Source organism: Roseovarius sp. MBR-79, from assembly GCF_053628555.1.
Genome location: NZ_JBRJGP010000002.1, coordinates 264,128 through 283,271 on the forward strand (window position 1 = coordinate 264,128; position 19,144 = coordinate 283,271).

General features: G+C 65.6%; 20 protein-coding genes and 1 pseudogene. 3 read left to right on the plus strand and 18 right to left on the minus strand.

Going from position 1 to position 19,144, the window contains the following annotated elements; all coding sequences use genetic code 11:
* Window positions 1–3 precede the first annotated feature (3 nt).
* Window positions 4–534, minus strand: a complete 531-nt coding sequence (locus ACSSV8_RS03115; RefSeq protein WP_354537181.1) for a CIA30 family protein — start codon at window positions 532–534, stop codon at window positions 4–6.
* 169 nt (window positions 535–703) lie between these two features.
* On the opposite strand from ACSSV8_RS03115, the gene ACSSV8_RS03120 reads away from it, so the two are divergent.
* Window positions 704–871: a hypothetical protein gene (locus ACSSV8_RS03120; RefSeq protein WP_454281471.1), complete on the plus strand. Its 168-nt coding sequence runs from the start codon at window positions 704–706 to the stop codon at window positions 869–871.
* Window positions 872–970: 99 nt separating this feature from the next.
* On the opposite strand, the gene ACSSV8_RS03125 is transcribed toward ACSSV8_RS03120, so the two are convergent.
* The 3 genes from ACSSV8_RS03125 to ACSSV8_RS03135 form a co-directional block, all read right to left on the minus strand.
* Window positions 971–1,780: a lysophospholipid acyltransferase family protein gene (locus tag ACSSV8_RS03125; protein WP_354537372.1), complete on the minus strand. Its 810-nt coding sequence runs from the start codon at window positions 1,778–1,780 to the stop codon at window positions 971–973.
* Window positions 1,781–1,782: 2 nt separating this feature from the next.
* Window positions 1,783–2,547 carry a GNAT family N-acetyltransferase gene (locus ACSSV8_RS03130; RefSeq protein ID WP_354537182.1) on the minus strand — a complete coding sequence of 255 codons (765 nt, stop codon included), beginning with the start codon at window positions 2,545–2,547 and terminating at the stop codon, window positions 1,783–1,785.
* A gap of 106 nt (window positions 2,548–2,653) precedes the next feature.
* Window positions 2,654–2,836, minus strand: a complete 183-nt coding sequence (locus ACSSV8_RS03135; RefSeq protein WP_354537183.1) for a DUF3553 domain-containing protein — start codon at window positions 2,834–2,836, stop codon at window positions 2,654–2,656.
* Between the two features lie 26 nt (window positions 2,837–2,862).
* Here ACSSV8_RS03135 and ACSSV8_RS03140 point away from each other — a divergent pair, with 26 nt between their 5' ends.
* Together ACSSV8_RS03140 and ACSSV8_RS03145 are read left to right on the plus strand one after the other, a co-directional pair.
* On the plus strand, window positions 2,863–3,477 hold the full coding sequence (locus ACSSV8_RS03140; protein WP_454281472.1) for a histidine phosphotransferase family protein: 615 nt from the start codon (window positions 2,863–2,865) through the stop codon (window positions 3,475–3,477).
* Between the two features lie 31 nt (window positions 3,478–3,508).
* Complete coding sequence (locus ACSSV8_RS03145; protein WP_454281473.1) at window positions 3,509–4,630, plus strand: AI-2E family transporter; 1,122 nt, start codon at window positions 3,509–3,511, stop codon at window positions 4,628–4,630.
* A 3-nt stretch (window positions 4,631–4,633) separates the two neighbouring features.
* Here the strand turns inward: ACSSV8_RS03145 and ACSSV8_RS03150 are convergent, their stop codons facing one another.
* The 14 genes and pseudogenes from ACSSV8_RS03150 to ACSSV8_RS03215 all read right to left on the minus strand — a co-directional run bounded on the left by ACSSV8_RS03150 (window position 4,634) and on the right by ACSSV8_RS03215 (window position 19,116).
* Window positions 4,634–5,350, minus strand: coding sequence for an alanyl-tRNA editing protein (locus tag ACSSV8_RS03150; protein ID WP_454281474.1), 717 nt, complete (start codon window positions 5,348–5,350; stop codon window positions 4,634–4,636).
* A complete protein-coding gene (locus tag ACSSV8_RS03155; RefSeq protein WP_454281475.1) occupies window positions 5,347–7,791 on the minus strand; it encodes a DUF3772 domain-containing protein in 2,445 nt (814 codons plus the stop codon). The genes ACSSV8_RS03150 and ACSSV8_RS03155 overlap by 4 nt, the downstream gene beginning before the upstream one ends.
* Window positions 7,788–8,819 carry a cysteine synthase A gene (locus ACSSV8_RS03160; protein ID WP_454281476.1) on the minus strand — a complete coding sequence of 344 codons (1,032 nt, stop codon included), beginning with the start codon at window positions 8,817–8,819 and terminating at the stop codon, window positions 7,788–7,790. The genes ACSSV8_RS03155 and ACSSV8_RS03160 overlap by 4 nt, the downstream gene beginning before the upstream one ends.
* 56 nt (window positions 8,820–8,875) lie before the next feature.
* The gene (locus ACSSV8_RS03165) at window positions 8,876–9,691 is read right to left on the minus strand and encodes an NUDIX domain-containing protein (protein ID WP_354537189.1); all 816 of its coding nucleotides are present in this window, start codon (window positions 9,689–9,691) and stop codon (window positions 8,876–8,878) included.
* Complete coding sequence (locus tag ACSSV8_RS03170; RefSeq protein ID WP_454281477.1) at window positions 9,688–10,146, minus strand: TrgA family protein; 459 nt, start codon at window positions 10,144–10,146, stop codon at window positions 9,688–9,690. The genes ACSSV8_RS03165 and ACSSV8_RS03170 overlap by 4 nt, the downstream gene beginning before the upstream one ends.
* Window positions 10,147–11,382 carry a class I SAM-dependent methyltransferase gene (locus tag ACSSV8_RS03175; RefSeq protein WP_454281515.1) on the minus strand — a complete coding sequence of 412 codons (1,236 nt, stop codon included), beginning with the start codon at window positions 11,380–11,382 and terminating at the stop codon, window positions 10,147–10,149.
* 5 nt (window positions 11,383–11,387) lie between these two features.
* Window positions 11,388–12,812, minus strand: coding sequence for a cryptochrome/photolyase family protein (locus ACSSV8_RS03180; RefSeq protein ID WP_454281478.1), 1,425 nt, complete (start codon window positions 12,810–12,812; stop codon window positions 11,388–11,390).
* 47 nt (window positions 12,813–12,859) lie between these two features.
* A complete protein-coding gene (locus tag ACSSV8_RS03185) occupies window positions 12,860–14,080 on the minus strand; it encodes an aminotransferase class V-fold PLP-dependent enzyme (RefSeq protein ID WP_354537192.1) in 1,221 nt (406 codons plus the stop codon).
* A gap of 99 nt (window positions 14,081–14,179) precedes the next feature.
* Window positions 14,180–15,721 (minus strand): annotated as a pseudogene (locus tag ACSSV8_RS03190) (BCCT family transporter); the annotation flags it as partial.
* A 341-nt stretch (window positions 15,722–16,062) separates the two neighbouring features.
* Window positions 16,063–16,302, minus strand: a complete 240-nt coding sequence (locus tag ACSSV8_RS03195) for a ribbon-helix-helix domain-containing protein (RefSeq protein ID WP_354537194.1) — start codon at window positions 16,300–16,302, stop codon at window positions 16,063–16,065.
* A gap of 82 nt (window positions 16,303–16,384) precedes the next feature.
* The gene (locus ACSSV8_RS03200; RefSeq protein WP_354537195.1) at window positions 16,385–16,567 is read right to left on the minus strand and encodes a DUF4169 family protein; all 183 of its coding nucleotides are present in this window, start codon (window positions 16,565–16,567) and stop codon (window positions 16,385–16,387) included.
* A complete protein-coding gene (fumC, locus tag ACSSV8_RS03205) occupies window positions 16,564–17,955 on the minus strand; it encodes a class II fumarate hydratase (protein ID WP_354537196.1) in 1,392 nt (463 codons plus the stop codon). Before fumC ends, ACSSV8_RS03200 begins: the two co-directional genes overlap by 4 nt.
* A 51-nt stretch (window positions 17,956–18,006) precedes the next feature.
* Window positions 18,007–18,564 carry a class I SAM-dependent methyltransferase gene (locus tag ACSSV8_RS03210; protein ID WP_454281479.1) on the minus strand — a complete coding sequence of 186 codons (558 nt, stop codon included), beginning with the start codon at window positions 18,562–18,564 and terminating at the stop codon, window positions 18,007–18,009.
* Window positions 18,565–18,663: 99 nt separating this feature from the next.
* Window positions 18,664–19,116, minus strand: a complete 453-nt coding sequence (locus tag ACSSV8_RS03215; protein WP_354537198.1) for an SspB family protein — start codon at window positions 19,114–19,116, stop codon at window positions 18,664–18,666.
* Between the last annotated feature and the right edge of the window lie 28 nt (window positions 19,117–19,144).

The following is a 19,144-nucleotide window of genomic DNA, read 5'->3' on the forward strand; positions in this document are numbered from 1 at the left end:
GGCTCAGTAAAGCCCAAGCCACTCTGCCGCCAGATCGGCCCGGTGGTCGCGCCCGAAGGCCACGAAACCCACGCTTTTGACCGTCTCGGGGCGCGGCGTCGCGCGCAGCATCGCGCCAGAGGGCCGGAAAGCCGTGAACGGAACCCGCAGAACCTGCCACGCCGGCCCGGTCTCGAACGCCGCTTGGTAATATTGCCACGGCAACAGCGTGCCGCCGGTGCGCAGATGCATGAAATACCGCTCGCCGTTGCCGCGCACGCGAATCACCAGCCCTTGGGCATTTTCCGGAAACGGCGTGTCGAGCATCACCCGCGTCTGAATGAATCCCCCCCGATTCGCCGTGCTCACCGCGCCCTCAAGCCGGACATGATCGGCCGCGACGCGCGCGCCACCTTCGCTCACCCCGCCCATGACCTGATCGCTGACATAGCTCCAGGACGAAAGCGGCGGCGGGGTGTAATCGAGCATGGGTTGATCCGATCGGGCGGGGCCGGACATGGCAAGCATCATTGCCAGCACAAGACGTAAAGCCATGGGTTTCTCCCTTTGATGTCGTCAAGATAGCACGACCTGCCCGCCGAAAAAGGCCCGTGTTATCCGATAACAGCCCGCCGTTATTGCCTGACCGTGCCGCGCCGCGGCAACGATGATCTGCCTGCCGGTTGCAGGTGTGTGACGCTTGGGAAAAAAGGAGCACGGGATCATGCGGGTGGCCAACACAATCAGGATGCTTGTTCTGGCAAGTCTGATCGTCGCGGGGTTTGTTGTGTATCAGGGTCGCGACGTGAGTGGCGAAAACGATCCGGTAGCTGTGACCAGTCTCATCCCCAGCCCCGTTTCGGTGACGGCGCTCTCCGGGCACTCTTCCTAGGCGTGTTACGGCTCTCCTCCTGCCCGCTTGCGGGCAGGCCAGCCCCCGTGCGGACGTTCCGCACGGGGGTTTCACGGGGGTTTTTCGTGCCCTGCCCGATCATCGCGCGCCCATCCCAGCCCGCACCGCGCGCTCACACGCGAGCGCCAGCGCCTTGCGGTCAGGGAAAGCCGCCACGTCAAGCGGCGCGTGGCAGATGATCCGCACCCGCCCCTGCCGCGCCGCACCCAGCACCTGGCCCAGATGCGCACCAAGCTCCATATCGCCCCACCAGCCGTAGAACCGCGCGTCCTGCCCCTCTGGCGCCTCGTAGATCAGCGTCACCGGCTGCACCCGGACCCCTGCGCCCAGACCGCGCAGCGCCTGAAAGAGCGTGGATTTGAACGGCAACACGCGCTGCCCGTCGGTGCTGCTGCCCTCGGGAAAGAACAGCAGCCGATGCCCCGCGCCGAGACGCGCCGCCAGAATCCCGGTCTGCGCCTTCGCCTCGCGCGGGTTGCGGCGGATGAAGACCGTGCCGACCAGCCGCGCCAGAAACCCGATGCCGGGCCAGCCCGACACCTCGGACTTGGCCACGAAATAGACCCGCTTGCGCGCGTTGAGCGCAAAGATGTCGAGCCATGAGACATGATTGGCCACCACCGCGCCGGGGCCGGTCATGGGCGTGCCCTCGACCACCAGCGCGATGCCGAGAATGGCAAACACGCGGCCCATCACGTAGACGGTCACGGGCTGTGTCCAGGGCCGTTGCAGCCCGTGCAGCGCGTGCTCCGGTCCCCGCAGAATGAGCGTCGCCAGCACGCCCGCGCCGATCACCGCTGCAATGCGCGCGCCGCGCCAGATCACGCGGCACCAATACCCGCGCGCGCGCGCCACCTCGGGCGGCGGCGCGTCCGAATACCAGGTCATGCTCACCGCGCATCCTCGCCGGAATAGAGCGCCCTTTGCCGCGCGCTCAGCCGCGCGGTATCCATCACGAGACAAACGTCGATCGTGTTGAAGGCATGATCGACAAACGCCCCCTCGCCCACGCAGCCCCCCAGCCGCAGATAGGCCTTGATCAGCGCGGGCACCGCGCGCATCGCCACGGGCCGCTCGATCCCGGCCTCGGGGATCAGATCCATCCGCTGAAAATGCGCCTGCCGCGCGCGCACCCGCAATTCGGGCGGCGCAAGGTGGCGATGATGCAGAAGCGACAGCGGCTGCGCCAGCGCCTGCGCATCGGTCCCGTGAAAGCTTGCCACGCCAAAGAGCACCTCGATGCCATGCGCCTCGACATAGCGCGCCAGCCCCTGCCAGAGATGATAGAGCCCCGCACCCCCGCGATAGGACCGCGCCACGCAGGACCGGCCCAGTTCGAGCAAGGGCCGCCCGCTTGCCTTGAGCGGGGCCAGATCGTATTCATCCTCGGAATAGAACTGCCCCGCGCGCGCTGCGGCCTCCTGCCGCAACAGGCGATAGACGCCCACCACCGCGCCGCCGCGCGTGTCGTCGCGCAACAGAAGATGGTCGAAGAACGGATCGAACCGGTCCCGTTCCAGCCGCGCGGCGTGATCGACCATCTCGCCATCGCCGCCCAGTTCCTCGACAAAAACCTCGTAGCGCAGGCGCTGCGCCGCCATGACATCGGCCTCGGTGCGGGCAAGCTCTACTCGGAATCGGGGGGCTGCGCTCATCGGCCTCGGCTTTCTGCGGTTGGCCGGGTTTAGCCTATCGAGGGGCAGGCTTGCAACGCGGCGTTGGCGCATGGCCATGCGCGTGTTAACCTGTCGCTAACCAAGTTCAGTCATCCAGATGGGGCAGAAGGACCACCCGGTTGCCGTCAATGACCACCTTGCCCTCTTCGCGAAAGTTCACCGTGATGCGCCCGGACACGTTAGATTGCACCTGCCCCACGCCCCACTCGGGGCGCGCCGGGTTGGTCACAAGCATCCCCGGCTCGAGAAAGGCGTTCATCTCTGTCATTCCGAGGCCCTGCCGACGGTTGCGCGATGGCCGATGACGTGCCCGACCTTGCTCCGCTTCTAGCGTCGCGTATCTGCCACGATCTGGCAAGCCCCCTGGGCGCGCTCATGGCAGGGCTCGACCTGATGGAGATGGCCGGACCGCCAACGCCGGAACTGGCGCTCATGCGCGAAAGCGTTGACAGCGCGCGCGCCACGCTCGATCTCATGCGGCTTGCCTTCGGTCAGGCCAGCACCGGCGCATCCGTTGACAGCGAGGTGTTGCACAGGTTGCTGGCCGCCCCGCTCGCCGCGCGCCCGCGCCTCTCGCTCACCTGGGCAGTTGACGGCAGTTTGACGCGCTCCGAGGCGCAGCAGCTCACCCTCGCGCTCATGTGCGCGCTCCACGCCCTGCCGCGCGGCGGCACGCTGCATGTGGCGCGCGATGGCGCGGCACTCGCGCTGACCGCCACCGGTCAGATCAACGCCGATCCCGCGCTCTGGGACGGGCTTTCGGGGCGCGCCGCCCGGCCCGCGCCTGACCCGCGCCGGATCGAGTTTGCCGTCCTCGGCCGGGCCCTTGCCGAAAGCGCTGCCGCGATCCGGATCACCCACGATACCGAAACCCTCCGGCTCTTTCTGTCGCAGGCCAAGGCCGGTTGATCTTGGCGGGGATTTCCCGATACTCAGGGCCATGACCAAAGCCGAGCGCCCTCCGCACGCCCCCGTGCCCACGCCAGACCCCGTGCCCGATCTCGGGCGCGTCCGCACCGCCGCACAGGTGATCATCGCCTTTGCCGTGGTGCTTTTCCTGCTGGTGCAGGCGCGCTTCATGCTGATCTCGCTTGCCACCGCGATCATCCTCTTCAGCCTGACCTCCGATGCGATCAACTCCATCGCGCGGGTGCGCATCGGGCCGGCCCGAATCCCCAACTGGCTGGCCAGCCTCACCGCGCTGGCGCTCATCTCGGCGGCCCTGCTCAGCCTCTCGGCGATCATTCTGTCGCAGGCCAACACCGTGCTCTCGACCACGCTGGCCTATACCGACCGCGCCCCCGAGGCGCTCGCGGCCACCGTCGCCTGGCTTGGTCCCGATGCCGAAACCGCGGTGCGCAACGCGGTCGCCACTTTTGATGTGGCGGGCTATCTGCGCACGCTCGCGGGACAGGCGGGCAGCCTGATGCAGGGCGCCGTTCTGGTCATCCTTTTCGTCGGCTTCCTCTTCGCCGAGCGCGTGTGGTTCGACACCAAGCTGGAAAACCTTCTGGGCGACGCCACACAGGCCGCCAAGGCCAGCCGCATCATCTCCTCGATCATCCACCGGGTGAACTATTACCTGCTGGTCAAGACCGCGGTAAGCGCGATCACCGGCCTCATGGTCTATTTCGTGGCGCGCGCCTTCGGGCTTGATCTCGCGGGGCCCTTGGGGATCCTTACCTTCGTGTTCAACTATATTCCGGCCATCGGCTCGATCATCGCCACGGTGCTGGTGGCGCTGGTGGCCTTCGTGCAACTGGCCGACGGCCCGCTGACACTTGCCATTTTCGCCATTACCGGCGCGATCCAGTTCCTCAACGGCAACATCATCGACCCGACGCTGATGGGGCGCGCGTTGCGCGTGTCCTCTTTCGGCATCATGATCAGCCTCGCCTTCTGGGGCGCGGTCTGGGGAATACCGGGGATGTTTCTCGCGGTGCCGATCATGGTGGGGATCATGATCGTGTGCAGTCATGTGCCGGGGCTGCGCGCGGTAGCGGTGCTCTTGTCGCGCGAAGGTCTGGCCGAGACCGAATCGGATCTGGACCGGCGGCGGTAACGCTCAGTCGTCCAGATGCAGATAGACCCGCCGGTTCTGGCGGCCCTTCTTCTCGACCTTGCCGAGACGCAGCGCACCGATCTCGCCGGTGCGCGCCACATGGGTGCCGCCGCAGGGCTGAAGATCGACCTGACCTTCTCCCTGCCCGATACGGATGAGACGCACCCGCCCCTGCCCGCGCGGCGGCGCTGCCGACATGGTCTTGACCAGCGCCGGACTGGCGTCCAGCTCCGCATCGGTGATCCAGTCTTCCGACACGCGCAGATCGCGCTCCACCAAAAGGTTGAGATACGCCTCCAGGGTCTCGCGGTCCTCGGGTGCCTCGGGCATGTCGAAATCGAGACGGCTGCGCGCCTCACCCACCTGCCCGCCGGTGACGGGCAAGGGGATGACCACCGAAAGCAGGTGCAGCGCGGTGTGCATCCGCATGAGACGGTGCCGCCGCTCCCAGTCGAGAGACTGCATCACCTCAGCCCCCACGGGCGGCAACGGTTGCGGCGCGCCCGGCACAAGGGCGATGCCCGCCTCGGCCTTCAGGGTGGTGGCCACCACCATCTTGCCCCCCGGCCAGTCCAGCCGGCCGCTGTCCCCCGGCTGCCCGCCGCCGGTGGCGTAGAAGAGGCAGCGATCAAGGACCACGCCGCCCTCCTGCGTATGCGCCACCACCCGCGCCGGGGCTTCGGCAAGGTAAGGATCGTCCAGATAGAGCGCCACACTCATCGTCCGTCGCCTTCGCCGCCATCGCCGTCCATATCGCCCTCGGTCATCATCGCGGGTGCGGAGGACGGCGCGCCTGGTGCGGGTGCGGGTGGTTCGGTGGCGGGTGCGGCCTCGCCACGCAGCGCCTCGGGATTGCGCAGCCACAGATCCTGCTGCGGGAATGGAATCTCGATGCCCGCTTCGGCAAAGCGCCGCGCAATCTCGTGGTTCATGTCCGATCTGACACTCGCCACCCAGTTCACATCGCGCAGGATCGCGCGGATCTCGAAATCGAGCGAGCTTGCGCCGAAATTCTGAAAAAGGATCGTCGGCTTGGGGTTCATCAGCACCATCGGATGCGCCTCGGCCACCTCGCGCAGGATCGCCTCCACCTTCCGGGTATCGGTGCCATAGGCCACGCCCACCGGCACGATCACCCGGCCCACGGTATTGCCACGGGTGTAGTTCGTCACCGTGCCGGAGACGAAATCGGCATTTGGCACGATCACGTCGGTGCGGTCGAAGGTCTCGATCCGGGTTGAGCGCACCGAGATGCCCCGCACATAGCCATGCTGCCCGCCCACCTCGATCCAGTCGCCCTCGGAAATCGGCCGCTCGATGAGAAGGATGATGCCCGCAACGAAATTCGACACGATGTTTTGCAGGCCGAAACCGATACCCACCGAGAGCGCCCCGGCGACAATCGCCAGCGAGCTGAGGTCGATGCCCGCGCTCGTTATGGCAATGAGCGCCGCGAGAAATATCCCTACATAGCCCAGACCCGAGACGATGGCATTGCGCCCGCCCATATCGAGTTTGGTCTTGGGCAGGATCGTGTTCTTGAGCGCGCCCTGCAACAGCCGCGTCGCAACATAGCCCGCGCCAAAGACGGCAACGAAGGTGAGGAAAACCGTTGGCGACAGCTTTATCCCGCCAAGACTTATCCCTTCCCTCAGACGCATCCAGAATTCCTCGAGCTGGGCAGGACGCGCCCCCCAGATGAGTGCGAATCCCGGCAAGGACCCGAGGATGAGCGCAAAGCCCGCCAGCACCGGCACCAGAGATTCCCGCGCCCCCGCCCGGTTGCCGGTGATCATCACGTAAAGCTCGGTGAGGAAACGTTGCAGAATGAGCAGCGCGGCCAGCATCAGGATCGACATCGCCATCGGCAGCATCATCGCCTGCGCCGCCTTGACATAGCCTACAGCGGCCAGGAGCGGCCCGACAAAGGCCACCGCCACCATGATCCGCGACACCGCCCGCGTGATCCTGTCGGCAAAGCCGGTCTCGGTCTCGGCATCCTCCACGCAGGCCCGGTGGTGAAGCCGCAGAAGCGCCGACAGCCGCCACAGCAACAACCCGGTCAGAACCATGATCGGGAAGATCACGACATTGGTCGCGGCCTCGCTCCAGTCCGCCTCATGCGCCACGGCCTGCACGAAATAGAATGCCGCCACCACCAGCCCCAGCAGCGCACCATAGAGCCTGCCCGAATAGCGGCACCGCTCGTCGAGCCGCAGCACCGGGCCGCGCGGCTCGCGCCGGGGAAAGACCCGCTGCGACAACCAGCGCGCCAGCAGAAATATGAACGCGGCGGGCAGGATCTGACTGATGACGATCTCACCCGTCGGCCCCAGAAGGGACGACGCCGAAATCGCCTTGACCAGCGCATAGATCCCCGCATAGGGCAGGAACCACTCCCCCAGCGAGACCCCGAAACTTGCGATCCAGCGCCCCGCGCTCGGCTCGTCCTTGGACAATTGCCGCATCAGCCGCATCGACCAGAACCGGCCCCGCGCAAGCAGCACCAGCCCAAGCATGGTCCAGACAAAGATCACCGGCAAGTTGTCGTTGAGAATGACCCGCCCCAGCGGGCTGCGCCAGGATTGCACCACCTCGGCGCGGATCCCGTCCAGCAGGGCGAACACGCTCTTGGCAGCCTCTGGCCAGTGCAGCGGATTGACCGGCATCGGCCCCAACCGCAACAGTTCGGCGGTCTGCCGGTTGCGGATCATCTCGTCGATACCGTTGATCAGCCCATCCGCTCTGCTCCGCGCCAGTTCGGCGGTGCGCACCGGACCCTCCAGCCGCACCAGCCGCCGGTTCAGCTCCTCGCGCTGCGCGGCGACGTCATCCGGCTCGGTGCCGCTTTCAGGCACCGGCCCGAGCGCCTCGATCTGATCTCGAACGGTGCGTATCGGAGTGGCGTTGACACCCTGCGCGTCAAGGAACTGCTGGCGAAACTCGACCAGCTGCCGCCGCAGGTTCTCAAGCTCGAGTGTCTCGACCTCGCCGCTTTCCAGTGCCCCCTCGACCCGCCCTGCAAGGTTTTCCCAAACCCCATAATCCGGTCCGCTCAGCGCCTGCTGCGCCTGCGCGGCCGGGATCATGGAAACGGTCGAGACGGCACCTATCAGTGCCGTCGCCAGTGCAAGCCAGAAAGCAACAAGGAGATGTCTCACGCCTCGAACACCCCCGGGATCGAGCGTGGTGCCCCCTCAAGCCAGGCAGGCGTCGGCAGGCCCTTTTCGCGCAGGAACTCGGGATTCCAGAGCTTGGACTGATATCGGTTGCCGAAATCGCACAGGATGGTGACGATGGTATGCCCCGGCCCCATCTCGCGCGCCATGCGCATGGCACCCGCGATGTTGATGCCCGTTGAGCCGCCCATGCACAGCCCCTCCTCTGCCAGCAGGTCAAACACGAGCGGCAGCGCCTCGGCATCGGGGATGTTGTAGCTGAAATCGGGGGTGAAGCCCTCGAGGTTGGCGGTGATGCGCCCCTGCCCGATCCCTTCGGTGATCGAACTGCCCTCGGCCTTGAGCGCGCCGGTGGTGTAAAAGCTGTGCAGCGCCGCGCCGTCGGGGTCCGCCAGCCCGATCTTGACGCCCTTGCCCTGAAGCGCCATCGCCACGCCCGCCAGCGTGCCGCCCGATCCCACCGCGCAGATGAACCCGTCCACCTTGCCGCCCGTCTGCTCCCAGATTTCCGGCCCCGTGGTCTCCACATGCGCCTGACGGTTGGCCACGTTATCGAACTGGTTGGCCCAGATCGCGCCATTGGGTTCGGTGCGCGCCAGTTCCTCGGCCAGTCGTCCCGAATAGCGCACATAGTTGTTGGGGTTCTTGTAAGGGGCGGCGGGCACCTGCACCAGATCGGCCCCGGCCAGCCGCAGCATGTCCTTCTTTTCCTGGCTCTGAGTCTCGGGGATGACGATCACCGTCCTGAACCCCATGGACGCCCCCACCAGCGCAAGGCCGATGCCGGTATTGCCGGCCGTGCCCTCGACGATGGTGCCACCCGGAGCAAGCAGGCCCTTGTTCACCGCATCGCGAATGATATAGAGCGCAGCGCGGTCCTTGACCGACTGACCGGGGTTGAGAAACTCGGCCTTGCCGAGGATCTCGCAGCCGGTTTCCTCGCTGGCGCGGCGGAGCCGGATAAGGGGGGTGTTCCCCACGGCCTCGGCCAGATCCCGTGCAATGCGCATTTTGGTCGCTCCTGTCCTGTCTCGGCCTTCAGGTTTATGGGGTTGGGCTGCGGAACTCAACCCGCCGTCCGAAGCCGCGCGCGCTCGCGCTCAAGCCACAGAAGGCTCAGCACCAGCGGCCCGTTATTGGCCTCGCCCGAGCGCAAGAGATCCATGGCCTGCGCGAAGCCGATGACATGCGTGCGGATGTCCTCGTGCTCGGTCTCCAGACCGCCGCGCCCTTGCCCAAGCTCAGGCAGGTCGCAAATCCCGAGGAAAAGATGGAAATATTCGGTCGAATAGCCCGGCGTGCAGTAATGGCTTGAAATCTTCTCCAGCCCGCGCAACTCGAGCCCGGCCTCCTCGCGGCATTCGCGGCGCGCGGTTTCCTCGGGCGTCTCGCCGCCATCGATGCGCCCCGCCACCGGCTCGAGCAAGAAGGGGCGCGGATCGCCGCGCCCATATGGCCCCATGCGGAACTGCTCCACCAGAAGCACCCGGTCGCGCGCCGGATCATAGGGCAGCACCAGCGCGGCATCGGTCGCCACGAACACCTCGCGCGCCAGCATCTCGCTCTGCCCGCCATCGAAAAGCGGCGCGCGCAAGCTGTAGCGGCGGGTGAGAAAGAACCCGTCATGGGTGATCTCGACGGCCTCTTCGCGAACCGCGTCTCGCGGGGCATCGCTGCGCAGGGTCACCGGCGCGGCATGCGCCCGCGCGGCCAGCCGTGCATGGGCGCGCGCCAGGATCATCTGCCGCCGCGTGGCCATTTCTGCGGCCTCCGCGCCCCGCTCATATCCGCGCAGCACCTCGGCCATGGCCTCGACGCGCAGTGCCTCGCCCACGGCCTCCCCAAGAACCGCCGTCACATAGGCATCCTGCGCCGCGCTCACGACCACCGCCGCGCCACGAATTCGCCGAGAACGCCCACCAGAAAGCCGCCCGCCAGCAGCACGCCGATCAGCGTGCCGTCAAGCATGATCACCACATACTCGGCGGCAAGCTCCAGCATCGTGGTAAAACCCGTCATCAGCCCGTTGATCCGGCGGTCAAGCGCAAGGCGCAGCATCTCGTTCAGGCTCTGGAAAAACAGCGCCCAGAACACCAGGGCCATCATCCCCGTCAGCCCGGCGCTGATCGAGGTGGCATATCCATGGCCCAGCCGTCTGCCTGTCACCATCCAGCCGCAGACAATCCCAAGACCGACATTGACGTAATTGAACATGCCGAACTGTGTCTCCGCAGGCATCAACGGGCGGAACAGGTCCGATCCGATCCAGCCAAGAGCACCCAGACCGATGGCCGCCACGAACTTGCCGGCCGTTGGCATGGAATCGGAGACGGGCATCTATCCGGGCCTTGCGATGGTGATCTGTGTCACATCGCAACTACCCCCTTTGAAGGCCGCCGCGCAAGAGGTGAGGTAGAAATTCCACATCCGCCGGAACCGCGCGTCAAAGCCCATGGCGGCGATCTCGGGCCATTTGTCGTTGAACGTGGCGTGCCAGCGGCGCAGCGTTTCCGAATAACTCTGGCCGAACTCGACCGATCCGATCTCGTGCAATCCGGCGCGCGCCACCTCATGCCGAAGCACCGATGGCCCCGGCAGCATCCCGCCGGGAAAGATATATTTCTGAATGAAATCGATATCCTTGCGATAGCTCTCGAAGCGGCGATCCTCGACCGTGATGATCTGGAGTGTCGCCCGCGCACCGGGTTTCAGCCGCGCGCGCAGGGTATCGAAAAACACGGGCCAGTATTTTTCCCCCACCGCCTCGAACATCTCGATACTGGCCACGCCGTCATATTGGCCGGTCTCGTCGCGGTAGTCCTGCAATTTCAGGGTGACTTTATTGCTCAAACCGGCATCCACCATGCGTTTTTGCGCATAGGCAAGTTGCGACGGGCTTATCGTCAGACCGGTGACCCGCAGCCCCCGCTCGCCTGCCGCATATTCGGCAAAGCCGCCCCAGCCACAACCGATCTCAAGCACATGATCGCCCGGTTTCACCCCCATCGCATCGACCATGCGGCGGTATTTCTCGCGCTGTGCGGCCTCATGGCTCTCGGTGCCGGTGTCGAAAACCGCGCTCGAATAGGTCATCGTGTCATCGAGCCAGAGCGCGTAGAAATCGTTGCCCAGATCGTAATGATATTCGATGTTGCGCCGTGCCTGTTCCTTGGAATTGCGCTTGAACCAGAAGCGGATCCGCTCGTAGATCTGCGCGATTTTCTGCCCCGGATAGCCACAATAGATGGCGTCATTGTCATCGCTCAGCAGGTCGAGAAAGGCTTGCAGGTCGGGGGTCGACCAGCCGCCGTCAAGATAGGCCTCGCAAAACCCCAGATAGCCCTCGCGCACCAGCCGCGCGAAGACCTCCGTATCGTGGACATGCAATTCCGCCTCGATGCCTGCCGTGCGTCCTTCGGCACGGAACACCCGGCCATCGGGCAGCCGGATATCGAGCCGCCCCGCCCGCATCGCCAACGCCACTGAAAAACACCGCGCGAAATAGCGCGGCAGGTGCTGCGCCCCTTGCGTCGATGTCAGCACCGTGCCCACAAGGCCCGCCTCGGCCGCCATGTCCTTCATGCCCGGACCTCCCTTTGTTCATAAGCCTCAAGGGCCCGCTTGCGTCCCTCCGCCAGACCCACCAGCGGCGCGGGGTATGCATCCTCTGGACGCAGCCCCCAACTCTCTGGAATGGCGTCGAAATAACTCAGCGCCGTTTGCGATGGCCGCATCTGCCCCTCGGCAATCCACGCCCGCGCATAGGCCCCGTCGGGGTCGAATTTCGCAAGCTGCGTCTCCGGGTTGAATATGCGGAAATAGGGCGCGGCATCCGGCCCGCAACCCGCCACCCATTGCCAGCCCATCGCGTTCGACGCCGGGTCCCAGTCGGTCAGGCAGTCGGCGAACCAGTCGCGTCCCACCGTCCAATGCACCATCATGTGCTTGGTGAGATAAGACGCCACGTTCATGCGCGCGCGGTTGTGCATCTTTCCCGTCACATACATCTCGCGCATGGCCGCATCGACAAAGGGCACGCCGGTGCGCCCCTGTTTCCAGCGCAGCACGTCCTCCGCGCGCCCCTGCGTCCAGGCAAACGCATCCCATTCCCGCCGCCAATTGCGGGCAAGTATCTCGGGCGTGTGATACATCAGGTGATAAGCAAACTCGCGCCACACGAGCTCCTTCAGCCAATGCTCGGCCCCCTGCGCCCCCTCATGCAGCGCGCGCAGCCCCGCGTGCCAGCAGGTGCGCGGCGAAATCTCGCCATAGGTCAGGTTTTCCGACAGGCCCGAGGTGCCGCTGATACCGGGATTGTTGCGCGCGTCCTTGTAAGGCCCGATGGCACCGCCGACGAACTCGGCCAGCCGGTCTTGCGCCGCCGCCTCGCCCACGCATTGATGGGGCAGGCAAACCGCCGCGCCGCGCCGCATCGCCGCGCCCATCTGCCAGTCGTCGAGGCGTTCGCTCAAGGGCCAGGCGTCCGGCGCGGGGATGCGTGACGGGGCCGCCATCGGCCCGGGCACGTCCCGGTCCTTTACCGCGCGCCACATCGGGCTGTAGACGCGGTAGAACCCGCCCGTGCCGGTCTCGACCGTCCAAGGCTCGAAGAGGAGGTGGGAATTGTGGCTCTGCGCCTCGATGCCGCGCGCCTTCAGCGCCGTCTTGATCGCGCTGTCGCGTGCGATCGTCTCGGGATCATAGAGGCGCGACCAATGAACCGCCGCCGCGTCCAGCTCTTCGGCCAAGGCCAGCAGCACGTCGCGCGCCGCACCGCGCCGCAGGATGAGGCGGCTGCCCCGCGCCTCAAGCTCGCGCGCAAGTGATGCCAGCGACAGGCCCAGCCGCCATTTCGCGGCTGCCCCAAGCGCGCTCACGCTCTCATCGTGGATAAACACGGGGACCACGGGGCCGCCACCCGCGCAGGCCGCCAGAAGCGCCGGGTGATCACCCAGACGCAAATCCCGACGCAGCCAAAGCAATGTGGCCTGGTTCTGTCCCATCCCCGCCCCTTGTTTACCTTTTGTTACGCAAGCTGCGGCGGGTTGGATCAAAGAACATCATCAAGCGCCGTCATCAGCCGGTCAACATCGTCGGCGCTCGTATAATGCACGAAACTCAGCCGCAGCACGCCGCGGGCGGGATCCACCCCCATCGCCTGAAGCGGGCGCACGGCGTAGAAATCGCCACCCCCCGCCATGATGCCATGCGCGACCAGGTCTGCCGCCGCCTCGGCCCCCGGACGATTGAGCGCGACCGCCACGGTGGGGGCCTTCTCTGCGGCGTCGGTCGGGCCGATGAGGCGGACGGAATTGCGGTCCTTGAGGTAATCGAGAAGCGGCTGCAAAAGGGCCGTTTCATGCGCGCGCATGAGATCATGCACAGCCGCATTGCGCGTGACGGCATCGCCTGCAATGCCGTGATGCGCCGCCAGCGCGTCGATATAATCGGCCATGCCGGCGCTTGCCGCCACCTGCGCATGGTCGGGGCCGGCAGGCGTGAAGCGTTTGTAAAGCGTGCCCTCGTTGAAATAATGCGCCTGATTGGGCAGGAGATTGCCCAATTCGCGCCGGATCACCATGATCCCCTGATGCGGCCCGTAGGTCTTGTAGGCCGAAAAGAGGTAGATATCCGGCCCCATCTTGCCCACCTCGGGCAGACCATGGGGCGCGTAGCTGACACCATCGACACAGACAAAGGCCCCGGCAGCATGCGCCAGCGCGGTGATCTCGACCACCGGGTTGACCGCGCCCACCACGTTCGAGCAATGCGGGAAACAGACCAGCCGCACCCGCTCATCCAGCAGGTGTTCAAGATCTTCGGGGTCGAGCAGGCCGCTCTCGGGGTCGATCTTCCATTCGCGCACCTCGAACCCCGCCTCGGCCAGCCGCCGCCAGGGGCCGGAATTGGCCTCATGGTCCTGATTGGTGACGATGATCGCATCGCCCGGATCCATCCATTGCCGGAACGCCTGCGCCAGAACATAGGTGTTCGCCGTGGTCGAGGGGCCGAAGCTCAGCTCATCGGTGGCCACGCCCATCATCGCCGCCAGCCGCGTGCGCGCCTCGTCCATCTCCTCGCCCGCCAGACGGCTTGCGTCATAGGGGCCGTAAGGCTGCACCTTGCGTTGCCGGTAATACCGCTCCAGCCGGGCAATGACCGGCGCGCAGGTATAGGACCCGCCCGCGTTCTCGAAAAACGCCTGGCCCGCAAGCGATGGCTCGGCAAAAGCCGGGAACTGCGTGCGCACAAACTCCAGATCAAGCGTCATGCTCATCCCTTCCGCTGATGACGATGTCACAAAACACCAAAGCCCCCCGGCCTGCAACAGCCGGAGGGCCCTGAGCGTCGATTGCGCCGCGGCGCGGTCTCAGCCGCGTTTTTCTGCGGCAAGTCCCTTCCAGATCGCCACGCACATGAGCAGCAGGATGACCGTGAACGGCAGGCCGGTGGAAATCACCATCGCCTGCAAGGCCCCAAGGCCCCCGCCGATCAGAAGCGCGATGGCCACCAGCCCTTCGAAGGTGCACCAGAACACCCGTTGCGGCACCGGCGCGTCGACCTTGCCGCCCGCCGTGATCGTGTCGATCACAAGGCTGCCCGAATCCGACGAGGTGACGAAGAACACGATCACCAGCACGATGCCGATGGTCGAGGTGATCGACGAGAGCGGCAGCCCGTCCAGCATCGCAAAGAGCGACAGTGGCGGGTTGTAGCTGTCGATGACCTGCGCCTTGACCGCGCTTGCCGCCGGATCGGCGATCATGTCGTTGATCGCAGCCCCGCCGAAGGTGGCCATCCAGAACACGCAGACCAGCGACGGGATGATCAGCACGCAGGTGACGAATTCGCGCACCGTGCGGCCCCGGCTCACGCGGGCGATGAACATGCCCACGAAGGGCGACCAGCTGATCCACCAGGCCCAGTAGAACGCCGTCCAGCCCTGCATATAGCCGGTATCCTCGCGCCCGAACGGGTTCGAGAGCGGAATGACCTCGCGGAAATAGGCCCCGACGCCCGCGACAAATTCGGTCAGGATGCTGACCGCACCGGCCGCGAACATCACAAAGACAAGCAGCACCAGCGCGATCACCATGTTGATCTCGGAGAGCACCTTGACGCCGCCATCGAGCCCACGCAGCACCGAGACGAGCGCCACCGCCGTGATCGCGCAAATCAGGATCACCTGAACCGTCACGTTGTTGGGGATGCCATAGACATATTCCAGCCCCGCATTGGCCTGTTGCGCCCCGAAGCCAAGCGAGGTGGCGAGACCGAAGAGCGTGGCAAACACCGCCATCGTGTCGATGACATGGCCCCACCAGCCCCAGACCCGCTCGCCCAGGAGCGGGTAGAACGCCGAGCGGATCGTCAGCGGCAAGCCCTTGTTGTAGCTGAAGAGCGCGAGGCCAGCGCCACCACCGCATAGATCGCCCACGGATGCAGCGCCCAGTGATAGGAGGTCGCGGCCAGCGCCATACGGCGCGCCTCCGCGACATTGGCCTCGATCAACTGACCATCCTCGGTAAAGGGCCGCACCGTGCCCAGAGGCGCATCGCCCCAGGGCGTGCCGAAGTAATAGGCGGGCTCCAACACGCCAAAGAACATGAGGCCAATGCCCATGCCGGCGGCAAAGAGCATCGCGAACCAGCCGACATAGCTGTAATCCGGCGTCGCATCCGACCCGCCGAGCCGCACCGAACCATAGGGTGTCACGATCAGCAGGAGGCAGAACAGCACGAAGACATTCGCCGACAACAGGAAGAACCAGTCGAATGTCGAGGTCAGCGCCGGACGCAGCCAGCCAAAGAAATCCCCCGCCTGCTGCGGCGCCACCATCGCATAGGCGACGAAAGCGATGATCGCCAAACCCGAGATCGCAAAGACCGGGTTGTGGATATCGAGGCCGAATGGCCCGATCCGTGTCTGGATATTGTCCTGACCGATCTCATACTCGGTCTCGATGATATCCGACGCGCCCTCCGGCGCGGGAATGCCCTGATTGGCGGTGTCGTCTGACATGCCGTCCCTCCTGTTTTCTCTTTGTCGCCGCACTCACCCTCTCTCCGCCTCCGGCGGATGGGGCACGGCACGCCGCGCGTGCCGGACGGACAGGGATCCGGTGGCGGTCGGTGCCTCCGGGATCGAAAGACCGCCCCGAGGGACGATCTGCGCGCCCCCTCACCGTAACAAGCCTTGTGTCCGGCCTTCAACCGGGCGCGGTCGGATTCATGCGAAAAACGACATGGGTCGTCACAGTTTGCGGTTTTCGCCCGCCTGCGCGCGATAATGCGCGAGCACATAGGCCCGGATCGCCGAGGCCAGCCCCGTTTCGGGATCGCGCGTGGCGTCGATCTCGGCCGCAAGCGCATTGAGCGCGCGCCCCTGCGCCTGCGCGATGTCACGGAAGGCCTGCCAGAAATCATCCTCGAGCGAAACGCTGGTGCGGTGCCCTTGCAGGGTGAGGGAGCGCTTGACCGGCCGCGCGCTCATGGCCGGCCGTGCCGGGGGGCGCTGCCCCCATCGCCGCACGCGGCGATTCCCCCGGGATATTTCAGGCCAGAAGAAACCCGCATCAGTCCTCCTCGCGGCGGTGCTGATCAAGCGTGCGGCGCGCCTTGTCAGCCTCCGCCTCTTCCAGTTTTTTCTGTGCCTTGGTCCGCCCGAACCTCGCGGCGTTCTCGTCGGCGCGGGCCTGTCGCTCGGCCCGCGCCCTTTGCTTGCGCACCCGGTTGAGGTTCACCGGGCCGTCGGTCATTTCGGGCCGATCATGTCTTCGGGACGCACCACGCGGTCAAAGGTCTCGCCGTCGACGAAGCCGAGCGCGATCGCCTCCTCGCGCAAGGTGGTGCCGTTCCTGTGCGCGGTCTTGGCGACCTTGGTGGCGTTGTCATAACCGATGGTGGGGGCCAGCGCCGTCACCAGCATGAGGGATTCGCGCATCAGCTTTTCGATCCGCTCCACATTCGCCTGCGTGCCCTCCAGCATCCGCAGCGTGAAACTGTCGGCGGCGTCGCCCAGAAGCGTCATGGACTGCAAGAGGTTGTAGGCCATCATCGGGTTGTAGACGTTCAGCTCGAAATGGCCCTGGCTGCCGGCAAAGGAAATCGCCGCGTCATTGCCGAGGATATGGGCACAGACCTGCGTCATCGCCTCGGCCTGCGTCGGGTTGACCTTGCCCGGCATGATCGATGAGCCCGGCTCGTTCTCGGGCAGGATCAATTCGCCCAGACCCGAGCGCGGGCCGGAGCCGAGAAAGCGCATGTCATTGGCGATCTTGTAGCAGGCCATGGCGGCAGTCTTGATCGCGCCCGACATGAACACCATCGCATCATGGGCGGCCAGGGCCTCGAACTTGTTCGGCGCGGTGACGAAAGGCAGGCCGGTGATGGCGGCGATATGGGCGGCCACGGTCGTGTCCCAGCCCTTTGCGGTGTTGAGCCCGGTGCCAACGGCGGTGCCGCCCTGCGCCAGCTCGTAGATGCCCGGCAGCGCCAGCCTGATGCGCGCAATGCCGTTCCGGACCTGCATGGCGTAGCCCGAAAACTCCTGCCCCAGCGTGAGCGGGGTCGCGTCCTGCGTATGGGTGCGGCCGATCTTGATGATGTCGGCAAACGCCTCCGCCTTGGCCTCGAGGCCTGCGGCCAGTTTCTCGAGGCCGGGGATCAGCACCTCGTGGCAGGTGGTGGCGGCGGCGATATGCATGGCGGTGGGGAAGGTGTCGTTCGAGGACTGCCCCATGTTGCAATGGTCGTTGGGATGCACAGGGTCCTTGGAGCCGATGGTGCCGCCCAGAATTTCGATGGCGCGGTTGGCGATCACCTCGTTGGCGTTCATGTTGGACTGCGTGCCCGATCCCGTCTGCCACACGACCAGCGGGAAATTGTCGTCGAAGCGACCCTCGATCACCTCGCCCGCCGCCTGGATGATGGCATCCGCCAGCCGCGCGTCGAGCTTGCCCGAGGCCTTGTTGGCCTCGGCGCAGGCCTTCTTGATCACGCCAAGCGCGCGCACGATGGCCACGGGCTGCTTTTCCCAGCCGATCGGGAAATTCAGGATCGAGCGCTGCGTCTGCGCGCCCCAGTATTTGTCGGCGGGAACGTCCAGAGGGCCGAAACTGTCGGATTCGGTGCGGGTGGCGGTCATGGCGGGATCTCCTTGGCGGTTTGCCCGTTCATACCGCAGGCGGTGAAAAGATCAATGCTGTATACGGTGGAATACAAAGACCCGCGCAGGCGGCAGATTTCCCCAGACCGTGCCGCGTTTCTCGGCGCGGATGCCCAGTTCGCGCTGCATCTCGGGCGCGATGGGGGCCTTGGGACTATAGGTGACCTGCGCGAAGAACCCACCCGGTGCCATCACCTCGAAGGCGCGGCCCACCACTTCACGCTGGATTGTCGGGCGGGCCAGAACCGGTACGCCGGAAATGACCGCGCCGATGCCGCTCAATCCGATCCCGGCAATCTCCTGTGCCGGGCGATTGAGCACGCGCACGCCCGGAAACCGCTCTGCCAGCGCCGCGCAGAAACGTGCATTCGTCTCCAGCAGCGTCAACTGGTCCGGCCTGATCCCGCGCGCAAGGATCGCGCGGGTAAAGCTGCCGGTGCCCGGCCCGATCTCGACAACGGGGCCCTCTACCCCCTCAAGCCCCTCGGTGATGCGCCGCGCCACCGCCCCGGACGAGGGCGCGATTGCCACGACCTCGCCGGGATGGCGCAGCATCTCGCCGATGAAAAGCCCGAAATCCTTTGCCATGCCGGCCTCCTGATCCATGTTCGAATCAGAGCTAAGGCGCGACTGTGACAGCCGCATAACCGGGCGATTGGCGTTACCGAAATTTCATGGAACCGGCGGTTACTTGCGGAACTTGTCGAGGCTCACCACCTCGCCGCCGTCATGCGGGTCCGGTTCGGGGCTGTCCTCATCTTCCTCGTCGTCGTCATCCGCGTCGCTCTCTTGCGTCTCGAAGCGCAGGCCGAATTCCACCGAGGGATCGACGAACGTGCGGATCGCGTCATAGGGGATGAAGAGCGGCTCGGGTGCATCGCCGAAATTGAGGGTGATGCCAAAGCCGTCATCGCCCACGTCCAGCGCCTCATACCAGTGCTGCATGACCACGGTCATCTCGGATGGGTAGCGCTCGCGCAGCCAGCCGGCAAGCCGGGCCTCCGGGTGGGTCGTGTCGAAGGTGATGAAGAAATGATGCGCCCCCGGCAACCCGTTCGCGGCCACATCGGTCAGAACCTCCTGAATGAGGCCCCGCATCGCGCGATGCATCAGGTTTCCGTAATCGATGGAGCGCGTCATGCCTTACCTCGGGTCCGCTTTCATGGTC

What these genes read in the sequence shown, in the direction of transcription:
- ACSSV8_RS03115 (WP_354537181.1), bottom strand. Translation starts at nt 534, where the DNA reads ATGGCTTTACGTCTTGTGCTGGCAATGATGCTTGCCATGTCCGGCCCC.
- ACSSV8_RS03120 (WP_454281471.1), top strand. Translation starts at nt 704, where the DNA reads ATGCGGGTGGCCAACACAATCAGGATGCTTGTTCTGGCAAGTCTGATC.
- ACSSV8_RS03125 (WP_354537372.1), bottom strand. Translation starts at nt 1,780, where the DNA reads ATGACCTGGTATTCGGACGCGCCGCCGCCCGAGGTGGCGCGCGCGCGC.
- ACSSV8_RS03130 (WP_354537182.1), bottom strand. Translation starts at nt 2,547, where the DNA reads ATGAGCGCAGCCCCCCGATTCCGAGTAGAGCTTGCCCGCACCGAGGCC.
- ACSSV8_RS03135 (WP_354537183.1), bottom strand. Translation starts at nt 2,836, where the DNA reads ATGACAGAGATGAACGCCTTTCTCGAGCCGGGGATGCTTGTGACCAAC.
- ACSSV8_RS03140 (WP_454281472.1), top strand. Translation starts at nt 2,863, where the DNA reads ATGGCCGATGACGTGCCCGACCTTGCTCCGCTTCTAGCGTCGCGTATC.
- ACSSV8_RS03145 (WP_454281473.1), top strand. Translation starts at nt 3,509, where the DNA reads ATGACCAAAGCCGAGCGCCCTCCGCACGCCCCCGTGCCCACGCCAGAC.
- ACSSV8_RS03150 (WP_454281474.1), bottom strand. Translation starts at nt 5,350, where the DNA reads ATGAGTGTGGCGCTCTATCTGGACGATCCTTACCTTGCCGAAGCCCCG.
- ACSSV8_RS03160 (WP_454281476.1), bottom strand. Translation starts at nt 8,819, where the DNA reads ATGCGCATTGCACGGGATCTGGCCGAGGCCGTGGGGAACACCCCCCTT.
- ACSSV8_RS03170 (WP_454281477.1), bottom strand. Translation starts at nt 10,146, where the DNA reads ATGCCCGTCTCCGATTCCATGCCAACGGCCGGCAAGTTCGTGGCGGCC.
- ACSSV8_RS03175 (WP_454281515.1), bottom strand. Translation starts at nt 11,382, where the DNA reads ATGGCGGCCGAGGCGGGCCTTGTGGGCACGGTGCTGACATCGACGCAA.
- ACSSV8_RS03180 (WP_454281478.1), bottom strand. Translation starts at nt 12,812, where the DNA reads ATGGGACAGAACCAGGCCACATTGCTTTGGCTGCGTCGGGATTTGCGT.
- ACSSV8_RS03185 (WP_354537192.1), bottom strand. Translation starts at nt 14,080, where the DNA reads ATGACGCTTGATCTGGAGTTTGTGCGCACGCAGTTCCCGGCTTTTGCC.
- ACSSV8_RS03195 (WP_354537194.1), bottom strand. Translation starts at nt 16,302, where the DNA reads ATGAGCGCGCGGCCGGTCAAGCGCTCCCTCACCCTGCAAGGGCACCGC.
- ACSSV8_RS03200 (WP_354537195.1), bottom strand. Translation starts at nt 16,567, where the DNA reads ATGACCGACGGCCCGGTGAACCTCAACCGGGTGCGCAAGCAAAGGGCG.
- fumC (WP_354537196.1), bottom strand. Translation starts at nt 17,955, where the DNA reads ATGACCGCCACCCGCACCGAATCCGACAGTTTCGGCCCTCTGGACGTT.
- ACSSV8_RS03210 (WP_454281479.1), bottom strand. Translation starts at nt 18,564, where the DNA reads ATGGCAAAGGATTTCGGGCTTTTCATCGGCGAGATGCTGCGCCATCCC.
- ACSSV8_RS03215 (WP_354537198.1), bottom strand. Translation starts at nt 19,116, where the DNA reads ATGACGCGCTCCATCGATTACGGAAACCTGATGCATCGCGCGATGCGG.